General features: G+C 71.0%; 9 protein-coding genes. 4 read left to right on the top strand and 5 right to left on the bottom strand.

What is annotated here, in order from left to right:
• A partial coding sequence (locus D7X55_RS27895) for a hypothetical protein (protein WP_147470232.1) occupies nt 1-1,163 on the bottom strand: 1,163 nt, incomplete at its 3' end.
• A gap of 124 nt (nt 1,164-1,287) precedes the next feature.
• On the opposite strand from D7X55_RS27895, the gene D7X55_RS27890 reads away from it, so the two are divergent.
• A complete protein-coding gene (locus tag D7X55_RS27890) occupies nt 1,288-2,571 on the top strand; it encodes an amidohydrolase family protein (RefSeq protein WP_121724640.1) in 1,284 nt (427 codons plus the stop codon).
• On the opposite strand, the gene D7X55_RS27885 is transcribed toward D7X55_RS27890, so the two are convergent.
• Both D7X55_RS27885 and D7X55_RS27880 read right to left on the bottom strand, forming a co-directional pair.
• Nucleotides 2,526-2,789, bottom strand: coding sequence for a hypothetical protein (locus tag D7X55_RS27885; RefSeq protein ID WP_121724639.1), 264 nt, complete (start codon nt 2,787-2,789; stop codon nt 2,526-2,528). The genes D7X55_RS27890 and D7X55_RS27885 overlap by 46 nt on opposite strands.
• The gene (locus D7X55_RS27880) at nt 2,786-3,928 is read right to left on the bottom strand and encodes a hypothetical protein (RefSeq protein WP_121724638.1); all 1,143 of its coding nucleotides are present in this window, start codon (nt 3,926-3,928) and stop codon (nt 2,786-2,788) included. The genes D7X55_RS27885 and D7X55_RS27880 overlap by 4 nt, the downstream gene beginning before the upstream one ends.
• Before the next feature lie 121 nt (nt 3,929-4,049).
• Here D7X55_RS27880 and D7X55_RS27875 point away from each other — a divergent pair, with 121 nt between their 5' ends.
• The 3 genes from D7X55_RS27875 to D7X55_RS27865 all read left to right on the top strand — a co-directional run bounded on the left by D7X55_RS27875 (nt 4,050) and on the right by D7X55_RS27865 (nt 7,078).
• Nucleotides 4,050-4,997 carry a hypothetical protein gene (locus D7X55_RS27875; protein WP_147470231.1) on the top strand — a complete coding sequence of 316 codons (948 nt, stop codon included), beginning with the start codon at nt 4,050-4,052 and terminating at the stop codon, nt 4,995-4,997.
• Nucleotides 4,998-5,062: 65 nt separating this feature from the next.
• Nucleotides 5,063-5,992 carry a hypothetical protein gene (locus D7X55_RS27870; protein WP_121724636.1) on the top strand — a complete coding sequence of 310 codons (930 nt, stop codon included), beginning with the start codon at nt 5,063-5,065 and terminating at the stop codon, nt 5,990-5,992.
• 78 nt (nt 5,993-6,070) lie between these two features.
• Complete coding sequence (locus D7X55_RS27865; RefSeq protein WP_233610112.1) at nt 6,071-7,078, top strand: hypothetical protein; 1,008 nt, start codon at nt 6,071-6,073, stop codon at nt 7,076-7,078.
• Here the strand turns inward: D7X55_RS27865 and D7X55_RS27860 are convergent.
• Nucleotides 7,060-8,955 (bottom strand): hypothetical protein, encoded by a 1,896-nt coding sequence (locus D7X55_RS27860; RefSeq protein WP_147470230.1) that lies wholly within the window; start codon nt 8,953-8,955, stop codon nt 7,060-7,062. The two genes, D7X55_RS27865 and D7X55_RS27860, sit on opposite strands and share 19 nt — an antisense overlap.
• Before the next feature lie 682 nt (nt 8,956-9,637).
• Nucleotides 9,638-10,420, bottom strand: a 783-nt coding sequence (gene mtgA / locus D7X55_RS27855; RefSeq protein ID WP_233610111.1) for a monofunctional biosynthetic peptidoglycan transglycosylase, incomplete at its 5' end; no start/stop codon positions are given.

The raw sequence follows: 10,420 nt of genomic DNA, 5'->3' as shown, positions 1-10,420 counted from the left end.
GTGACGTACCACGCGAGGTCTGGCGTGCCCTGCTGGGGAATCAGACGCATCGTCACCATGTGGGCGGCGGGGGCGGCGCTCCAGGTCAGCGTCAGCCCGGAGAGCGGTCCCGCCCCCGGCGTCGCCGAGGTCCCCGGCGTGGGCGAGGTGAGCGTCATGGGCGGGGGCAGGGTCAGCGGCGTGGCGCCCGTGGGGGCCAGCGGCACGTTCGCGACCACCCGCCCGGCGGGAATCTTCTCATCGCGCCCCGCCGTCACGGACAGCAGGACCTCCACGGTGTCGAAGGGCGGCGTCCGGGCGATGGCGGGGACCTCGAAGGGCTCGGCGTCGGCGGAGTTCTTGAAGAGGAACTCCGAATCGAGCCGGAAGGTGGCGGAGACGCTCGACAGCGACCCATAGGGCTGGAGGTCCGCCACCTGCACGGCCAGCCGCTCGTCCATCGGGTGGTCCAGGGTGACGGCCAGACCGCTGACGGTCCGCCCCTCTCCCACGGCGATGTCCCGAAGCATTCCCAGGGCCATGACGTGCCCGGTGTTTCCGCTGGCGAGCAGCGACACCCGGCCGGGGTTCCGCCCCGTCACGTCGAAGCTGAAGTTGCCGTCCGACAGCGCGAAGTCAGACCCCGAGAAGCCGTTGCCCACCACGCGGAGGTCCGTCAGGTTTCCGCCGTTGTTCATCACCTGGCCGGTGAGGGTGGCCTGCTTGACGCCGGGGGAGCCCCCGCCCAGGTCGTAGCCGGAGCGGATCCACACCTCCGCCCCCTCCACGTCCAGCGTCGTGCTCGCCACCACCTTGCCGCCGCCCACGCCCACGATGACGAAGGTGATGTCCTGCGGGCCGGTGATGGCCGGGTCGTCGAACCGCGCGATGCCGTCCAGACCCAGCGGCTGACGGAAGCGGCTGCCGTCCCCCAGCAGGACGGTGATGCGCTCGATGAGGCCGAACTCCCGGCTGAAGGACCACCAGTCCGAGTGGACGGTGAGGGTGGCCGGGCTTTCGGTTCCCGCGTCTGGAATGCCTGCGTCTGGAATGCCTGCGTCTGGGGTTCCCGCGTCTGGGATTCCCGCGTCGGCGATGCCCGCGTCCGGCGGGGGCATGGGAGGGTCCGTCTTGTCGCCACAAGCAACGCACAGCAGCAATGCGAGCGAAAGCAGTCGATGCATGGCAATCCCCCGGCAAAAACAGAACAGACACACTGACTTCGTGCTTGAGGAAAAGCAATCCACGGGGCCAGCCCCACAAACCCATGGCCCGGCCGGCATTGCGCGCGCAGACTGCGCGTCCACCATGCGCGCCCTGTTCCTTGCCACCGTCCTCTTCGGGGTCCTCGGCTCCGCGTCCGCGCGGGCCCAGACGCCCGCTGCCCGTTCCTACGTGCTGCGCCCGGCGCGCGTCTTCGACGGCACCACCGCGAAGCCCCACACGGGCTGGGTGGTGGTCGTCACCGGGGAGCGCATCGTCGCGGCGGGGCCCGCGCAAGGCGTGAAGGCACCGGAGGGCGCGGAGGTCGTGGACCTGCCCGGCACGACGCTGCTGCCCGGCCTCATCGAGGGCCACTCGCACCTGTTCCTGCACCCGTACAACGAGGCCCCCTGGAACGACCAGGTGCTCAAGGAGTCGCTGGCGCTGCGCGTGGCGCGGGCCACGAACCACGCGAAGGCGGCGCTGCTGGCGGGCTTCACCACCACGCGAGACCTGGGCACGGAGGGCGCCGGGGACGCGGACGTGGGGCTCAAGCAGGCCATCGACCAGGGCATCATCCCGGGCCCCCGCATGGTCGTCACCACGCGCGCGCTGGTGGCCACCGGCAGCTATGGCCCCAAGGGCTTCGCGTCCGAGTGGACCGTGCCCCAGGGCGCCGAGGAGGCGGACGGCGTGGACGGCCTCACGCGCGCGGTGCGAGGACAGATGGGGCGCGGCGCGGATTGGATCAAGGTCTACGGCGACTACCGCTGGGGCCCGCGCGGTGAGGCGCTGCCCACCTTCTCCCAGGAGGAGATGCGCCTCATCGTGGAGACAGCCCGGAGCGGCGGGCGCCCGGTGGCCGTGCACGCCAGCACGCCGGAGGGCATGAAGCGCGCGGTGCTGGCCGGCGCGGAGACCATCGAGCACGGCGACGCCGGCACGCCGGAGGTCTGGAAGCTGATGGCCCAGCGGGGCGTCTTCCTGTGCCCCACGCTGGCGGCGGGCGACGCCATGCTCCAGTACCGGGGCTGGAAGCGCGGCGTGGATCCGGAGCCCGAGTCCGCGAAGAAGAAGCGCGAAGGACTCAAGGCCGCGCTCGCCGCGGGCGTGCCCCTGTGCGTGGGCGGGGACTCGGGCGTCTTCACCCACGGGGAGAACGCGCGCGAGCTGGAGCTGCTCGTGGCCAGCGGTGTGACGCCCGCGCAGGCGCTCCAGGCGGCCACCTCCGGCAACGCGCGCATGTTGCACTGGGAGGACCGCGTCGGGCAGGTGAAGGCCGGCCTCTACGCGGACCTCGTCGCCGTGGAGGGCGACCCCACGCAGGACATCTCCGCCGTGCGTCAGGTGCGGTGGGTGATGAAGGGCGGCACGGTGTACCGGCGCTGAAGCGCGCCGTCCGCCAGCCCCGCCAGCAGCAGCACCGGCGCCACCAGCACCGCGCCGAACCAGGCCAGCGCGTAGAGGACGCCGAAGCCCATGCGCCAGGGGCCGCCCACAACGGTCCCGGACAGCACGCCCACGGACTCACGGCCTCCGCCCAGGTGCAGCGCCAGGAAGAGCGCGCCCAGGCCCAGCGCGGCCAGGATGAACGGGTGACGCATCATCGGTGTGCCTCCAGGTGGGGCGCCCGCGCGAGGCGCCAGAGCGGTCCTTCGACGAGCGCGTACAGCAGCACCGCGTCCGCCAGCGGGTTGCCCGCCGCGAAGCGCAAGCCGGTGTCGTCGTGCACCGGGAAGGCCGCGAAGTGGAGGCTGGTGAGCAGCCCGTCCAGGGCCTCCTCGTCATCGAACGCCGCCGCGCCCACGAGCGCGAGCCCGCTGGAGCCCGCGTTCGCGTTCACCCACGGAATGGTGGGCCCGGAATCGATGTCCTGCACCGCGTCCGCGTCCACGGGCCACTCCCCTGCCCACGCGAAGCCCAGCGCCTGGCCCAGGAGCGCGGCGCGGGCCCGCTGGTACTGGTCGCGCGCGAAGTCCGCCTCCACCACCTGGAGCATGTGCGCCGCGAGCCACAGCGTGGAGCCCTCCGGTCCGTCCTTCGTCACGCCCGCGTAGGTGAAGCTCGACACGAGCAGGCCCGTCCGGCGCTCTGTCAGGTGCTCGCGCGCGGAGGCCACCCACCGGCGCAGGAGCGCGTCGTGGTCCCGGCCGTCCACGCGGTCCGACAGGCGCAGCGCCGCGAGCGCCACCGCGTTGCAGAAGGTCCAGCCCTCGTCCGGGTAGCTCTCCGCCGCGAGCACCGGCGCCCGCTCCAGCTGACCGGTGATGAGGTCCACGCGCTCGCGCAGGAGCGGCGCGTACTCCGCGCGCGCCTCCACCAGCTGACGCGCGGCGAGCATCAACGCCAGCTCCCCGTCCACGAAGAGGCTGCGCCCCGCCGGGTCCTTGAAGGGTCCCGCGTGCACGTAGGGCAGGAAGAAGGCCTCGTGCGCGCGCTGCTCGTCCCGCAGTGTCCGGGCGATGAGCGCGTCCACGACGGCCAGGTGCTCCGCCTTCCGCGCGGGCTCCGACAGCGCGAGGTTCGCGAACGACAGCACGGAGAAGGTGCGCACCATCAGGTCCCACTCCGGGTTGGTGCGGTGGAGCACGTCGCGCTCCGCGCTCGATTCCTGGAGCGAGAACACACGTTGGCGCGAGGCCAGCGCCGACGTCAGGGCCTCCCGGTCGCGGGGACGGAACAGGAGATGGAGTGCTGGCAGCCACACCGCCACGGCCAGCACCAGCAGCACGAGCTTGCGTCGCATGCCCGTCAGTCTTCGCCGGGGACAGGGACGCATCGAGGGCGCACCAGCCGGACGGTCGCCTTCGTGGACTGAACGGTCGCGTGCCATGTCCCAACGCGCCGGGCCCGCGTGTCTCAAGGCCATGACGAGATTCGGATGGAGTGCCCTGTGCGCGGTGGCGGCGCTGCTCGCACCTTCCGCGGAGGCCTGCACCAGTGCCCCATGCTCCCCCTGGTGGACCCGGTTCCCGCTGCCGAAGGACGCGGATGTGCCCGCGAACGTGCCGGCGCTGGTGATGGTGTCGCCGGGCGGCTGGCCCATCGTCGACGCGCAGACCCTGCGGCTGCGCACGGAGGACGGCACCGGCGTGGAGGCGACCCTCCTGCCAGGCCCTCTTGGAAGTGGCGTCCTCGTCCCAGCGGCTCCGCTCGTCCCGGGCACCCGCTATCACCTGGAGGGCCGCGACCCGTGCCTGGGAGAGTCGGAGGAAGGCCCTCCGGAGACGGCGACGTTCACCGCGGGCCCGGCGGTCGCGCTTCCAGCGGCGACGGGGACCCTCCAGGCGGGCCAGGAAGAGCACGGGCCCTTCCAGGTCTGGGGCGGCGGCTCCTGTTCGGTGGGCGTGGAGGGCAGCCAGGTGACGCTGGGCTTCACGCCCGCGCCGGAGCTGGTTCCCTTCCTGCCGTGGGTGCACTGGACGCTGGAGGTGGATGGAAAGCCATGGGCCACGGCCCCGCACGGCGCGGTGGACGCGGCGGGGACCCTCGGGATGCTGGACCGGCTCCGGTTCCCGCATGCGCTGTTCTCGGTGTACTCGGTCTGCGAGACCGTGCCGGATCAGCAGCCCCCCTCGGACCGGGGCCTCGCGGAAGGCACGCACGTGGCCACGCTGCGCCCGGTGCTCGAACAGTCCGGCACGCCGCTGCCGCCGCTGGAGGTCTCCTTCAAGCTGACGTGCATGGAGAAGGATCCCGTGCCCGTGCCCGTACCCAATGACTCCCAGGACAAGGGGTGCTCGCAGACCGGAGGTGGGCTGTCCTTGCTGGGCGCGCTGGCGGCCCTGAGCCTCTGGCGTCGCAGGGCCTCATGACGATGTCCCAGCACGCCGGGCCTGGGTGTCTCAAGGACATGACGACACGCGGATGGAAGCAGTGTTTGGCGGTGGGAACGTTCGTGGTGGGCGGGGGACTGGCATTGCCCCCTTCCGCGGAGGCGTGCGGCGGTCCCGTCTGCGACTTCCGGAAGGTCCACGCCCCGATGCTTACGGGCGCGGCTGTCCCCGCGAACGTCCCCGCCCTGGTGGTGGTGTCCTCTCAACGGTATGGCGTGGACTCCGAAAACCTGCGCCTGCGAACGGAGGACGGAGCCGACGTGGAGGCCACGCTCCTGGAGGGCCCCCACCGGAGCGGGGTCCTCGTTCCGGCGGCACCGCTCGTTCCGGGGACTCACTATCGCCTGGAGGCCAGCAACCTCTGCGGGGGCTATCCGCAGGAGCCTGGCACGATGGGGACGTCCTTCACGGCAGGCCCCGCGGTCGCATTGCCGGCGGCGTCCGGAACCCTGCGCGCGGCTCCAGAACAGGACGCGACCTTCCCGGTCTGGGGTGGCTCGCTGTGCTCGGTGGACGTGGAGGGCCGCACGGTGACGCTGGGCTTCACGCCCGCGCCGGAGCTGGTGCCCTTCCTGCCGTGGGTGCACTGGACGCTGGAGGTGGATGGAAAGCCATGGGCCACGGCGCAACACGGCGCGGTGGACGCGGCGGGCAACGTCATGCCCCCGGACCGGTTCGCGTACCCGCATGACCTGCTCACCGTCTACACGGTCTGCAAAGTGCTGCCGAACCAGCAGGCCCCTTCGGACCAGGGGCTCGCGCCCGGCAAGCACGTGGCCACGCTGCGCCCGGTGCTTGAACAGTCCGGCACGCCCCTGCCGCCGCTGGAGGTTGCTTTCGAGCTCAAGTGCCCGGACGCAGCGCCCGAGGCCCCTGATTCCGATGACAGGGGATGCACCCAGGCGGGCGGAGGCCTCACTGCGTTGGGGCTCCTGGCCACGCTCCGGCTCTGGCGGCGCACGAAGCGCCCCTGAGGAATGTCCCACGCTCCCGCGCTCCGGTGTCTGATGAAGCAAATGCACGGACACGTTTGGGCATGGGGCGCGGCAGGGATGTTCCTTCTGGGGTTGGGAGCGCTCGCACCGCCTTCCGCGGAGGCGTGCGTCGCGGCCAACTGCCTTGTCGACGTCCGCTTCCCGCTCCCCGAGGACGGCGGAGCGGTCCCCGCGAACGTGCCCGGGCTGGTGGTGAGGCCGCCGCTGCGGGAGGCCACGGAGGTCGCCACCATCCAGCTGCTCCAGGCGGACGGCACGCCGGTGCCCTTCACCCTGGCGATTGGCGCACGCGGGACGCACGTCGTGGTCCCCACGGCGCCGCTCGTGCCGGGCACGCAGTACCGCATCGAGGCGAAGGGCCTCTGCCAGTTCCAGGAGACGCTGACGCAGTCCGCGACCTTCACCGCGGGCCCGGAGCTGCCGCTGCCCACGACCCTGGGCACGCTGGGCGTGGACACGCCGAAGCGAGGGACGTTCCCCGTGTTCGGAGACGCGGAGTGCGGAAGTCCGCAGGAAGGTGACTTCACCTCGCTGCGCTTCACCCCGTCACCGGAGCTGGTGCCGTTCCTGCCCTGGATGACTTGGACGGTGGAGGTGGATGGACAGCCCTGGTCGTTCAGCAATCACCACGGGCTGGACTCGACGGGCGCGGACCACTTCGACAGCCACAAGTACGAGTACAACCGGCAGCTGCTGTCCCTCTACACGGTCTGCACGCCGGGCAACCCGCCACCGCCCGGCCGGGGCCTCACGCCCGGACGCCACCGCGCCACGCTCCAGGGAACGCTGGAGCGAGCCAACCTCACGCTGCCGCCGCTGAGCGTGGACTTCGAGCTGAGCTGTGCCTCGCCCGCCACGGACGGAGGCCCGGGCGACGACGGAGGCGTCACGGACGGCGGCATCCCCGGGGACGCGGATCCCATCCGCGGCCCGTCCAGTGACGGTTGCACCCAGGCCGGAGGGGGCCTGACGGTGCTGGGGCTCCTGGCCACGCTGAGACTCTGGCGCCGGAGGAGGCTCGACGTAGAGGAGTCCAGGCGCGGGACTCAAGGCGGGGAAGGCTGACTGAGCGCCTCGTGCAGGCCCTCCGGCGCCTCCTCGGAGCCGCCCAGGGTGCTGGCCTGGAAGGCCTTGCTCGTCGGACGGAAGAAGACCTGGCTCAGCTTGTCGCTCAGCTGATCAAAGGCTCGCAGCGACATCACCCGGTACACGTCGTCATCGCTGGGCCCTCTGCCATTGAGGCCCACCAGCTCCAGCTGTCTGGACGTGAAGTGCACGGTGAAGAAATCGGGCGGGTTGACTCGCAGCCCGAAGTGCAGCGGCTTCTGGTCCGGCACGCGCATGTCCGCGCTGAACTCGAACTGGATGCCCACGAAGACACGCCGGGTCTCCACGGAGCTGTAGGTATTGCCGGACCAGCCAATCGTATAGACGATTTCCAGCACCGGCACGGTCGTGTCGGCCACCGGCTGCCCGGCGGGCGCCGCCTGGAGTGTGAGCAGGTCCGTGGGGAAGATCTGCACGAAGGCGCTGCTCAGCGCTTCGGTGATGGCCTGCTCCAGGGGCTGGGTGTACTGGGGCTCGAAGTGGCGGGACACCATGGCCATTTCCCTCCCCTGCCTGCGCATGGCCTTGCCGAGCAGCTTGTCGGCCTTCGCGAGCGTGGGCGAGGACTGCTGGCGGAAGCGCAGGAGCACCCGCGGGTTGTCCGTCGCCTCCAGATGGGCCATCAGCCCGCCCACGAAGGGGACGATTCCGGCATGGGTGGTGGAGGCCTGGTCCTTGAACTCGGCCAGGGACTTCACGAACAGCTCGTGGATGCGGGCCTTGGCCTCCCCGTCCACCACGGAGGCCGGGTAGCGCGTGCGGAAGCGGCGCAGCGCCGACACGGTATCGCCGGCCTCCGCGAGCGCCGCGCGCGGCAGGCGCTCCTCCCTGACCTCCTTGGAGCGGGGCGACCCATCCCAGCGTTTCAGGTACGTCAGCCAGCAGGCCTCGGCGCCCTGCTTCTCACAGCCGGTGAACTCCGCCTCCGCGCCGAGCCGCCTTGCCTCGTCGACATAGCGCCAGCCCGTGAGCACGTATTGGTGGAAGGCCGCCCCACTCCCGTCCTTCCTGGCCGCCTCGAAGGCCGTGTGGTCACTCGCCAGGTTCCTCAACAACAGCGCGGTGATGCCCAGCACCACCCCCGCCGTCAGCGAGGTCAGCCACCGCCGGCCCAGCTGGCTCGGCACGCCCGATGCCCGCGGGCCCGTGTCGAGCGCGTCCTGGCTCTTGCCCTGGAAGGCCTGGAAGCCGCCCTTCATTCGTACGTCGAAGAAGACGTCGAGCTGTTGGAGGGCATTGGCGTCCTGCCGCTCCATTGCTCCGGCGACTCCCTTGCGCACGCGCTGAAACACCTGGAGCCGTCGCTCGGCGTCATGCTTGTCGCTGACCTGGAACTCCTCGACGACGCCTCCCTGAAAGGTGAAGAAGAAGGAGGTATGGCTGTAGGTGCCATTGATGTGCTGGTGCACCCCCTTGAATTCGATGAGCCCGTTCAGGGAGCGGATGCGCATCCTTGGCTCGCGGAGGTCCACGAACTCCAGGGGGAACAGATAGCGCCCCGGCACGAAGGGCAGACCCGCGCTGCGCTTGCGGTGGTACGCGATGCCGAGGACGGCCGCGACCATCAGGCTGATGTCCAACGCGTAGGCAATGAGGGAACCCACGTCCTCGACGCCGCGCGCGCCAGGCGTTCCGAACGCAGTGAGCGCGATGAAGCAGAAGTGGCCCAGCCCCAGCAAGCCCGCTACGAGCCACCACGCCAATCCCCTCTGGGGGGTGCGGTCCTTGTCGGAAAAGAGCGGAGCGTCCGCGGAGTACGGGCTCGTACTGGCGATGAGCCGCTCGCGGGTGGAGCGGGGCAGCACATTGAAATCGACAATGACATCACGGGACATGGCGCGCTCTCCCCCTTGAGCGATGCGAACGTTCGTGGCCTCACGTGATAGCAGTGCTCGCCCAAACCCGTCGAGGCGCCCCGCCCGGAAAAACCCTGACGTGTGTATGAAAGGCTACCAAGGCAATGATTCGCCCGCGCTCACCGCTGAGCGCAGGCCTTGGAGAAGCCGGCCTGGCAAGCCTGCGCGAATAGCGCGGCGGCGCGATGCTCATCCTTGGGTACGCCGTCACCATCCGCGTATTGCCATGCGAGATGGAACAAACCATGGGCCGATTCCTGCGCCCAGGCTGTTTGAGATGCATTGGCAGGCGGGACCGCATGGTTCCCCGCCGCACAGCCTCCCACCCCACCCAGCACCACGCACAGCACCGCCCGCAGCCCTGCAACGCTTCGTCCTGTCCCAGGATGGCCAGCACCCGAGGGGGCGCTCCACCATCGCCGTGCGAGGCATTGGCATCGCCAAGGCGGCGCAACTCTTCTACCGGGCCAACGGTGCTCCTGCCTGGCAAGACGATGGCCAGTTTACGGACGCGAAGCAGGCCGCCGCGCAGCCCGGGTACAGCGCGGTTGCTTCATCGCCCGCCCACCACGCGCCAGATGGTGCCGTTCCTGCCCCGGACCAGGCGGGTGGGGGCCTGACGGTGCTGGGGCTCCTGGCCACGCTGAGGCTCTGGCGCCGCTCAGCTCTCCGCGGGCAGCCGGGCGATGGCCTCGGACGCGGGCGACACGCCGAAGAAGCGCGACAGCTCGGCCTGGGCCTCACGGGCCTGCGCCGCGCTGATGCGGCCTTCGCGCTCCAGCCGCGTCAGGATGACACCGGCGCGGGTGCGCAGCGTCTCCGGGCGCTGGGCGGGCAGCCAGCGGCGGGGAGCGGGCAGCATGGCCGCGAGCATCGCGCCCTGCGCCACGGTGAGCGCCCGCGCCGACGTGCCGAAGTGCTCACGGGCCGCCGCCTCGATGCCATACACCCCCGGCCCCCACTCCACGACGTTCAGGTACAGCGCGAGGATGCGCTGCTTGGACAGGTGCTCCTCCAGCCGGCGCGCGAGCACGAACTCCTTGGCCTTGCGCAGCAGGCTGCGGTCCGTGGAGAGGTAGAGGTTCTTCGCCAGCTGCTGCGTGAGGGTGGAGGCGCCGCGCCCCAGCCGGGCCTCGCGCACGGACTGGTCGATGGAGTTCTCCACCTCCTTCCAATCCACGCCTTCGTGCCGGTAGAAGCGCGCGTCCTCGGAGATGAGCACTGCGTCCACCGCGTGCGGGGCCACCGCGCCCAGGGACACCCAGGCCTGGCGCACGCGGGGCTTCCTGCCCTCCTCATTCGCCTCCTCGGCCCGCTGCTCCATGAGCGCGGTGGTGCGCGGGTTCTCCGTCCGCAGGCCGCTCACGTCGGGCAGCCGCGCATACCCCACGCTGAGCCAGAGCACGAACAGCAGCCAGCCTCCGAGCACCCACCGGCCCCAGCC

The organism is Corallococcus sp. AB049A, from assembly GCF_003668885.1.
In the GTDB taxonomy this organism is placed as follows: Bacteria; Myxococcota; Myxococcia; order Myxococcales; family Myxococcaceae; genus Corallococcus; species Corallococcus interemptor.
This window is presented reverse-complemented; position numbering and strand designations above follow the sequence as displayed.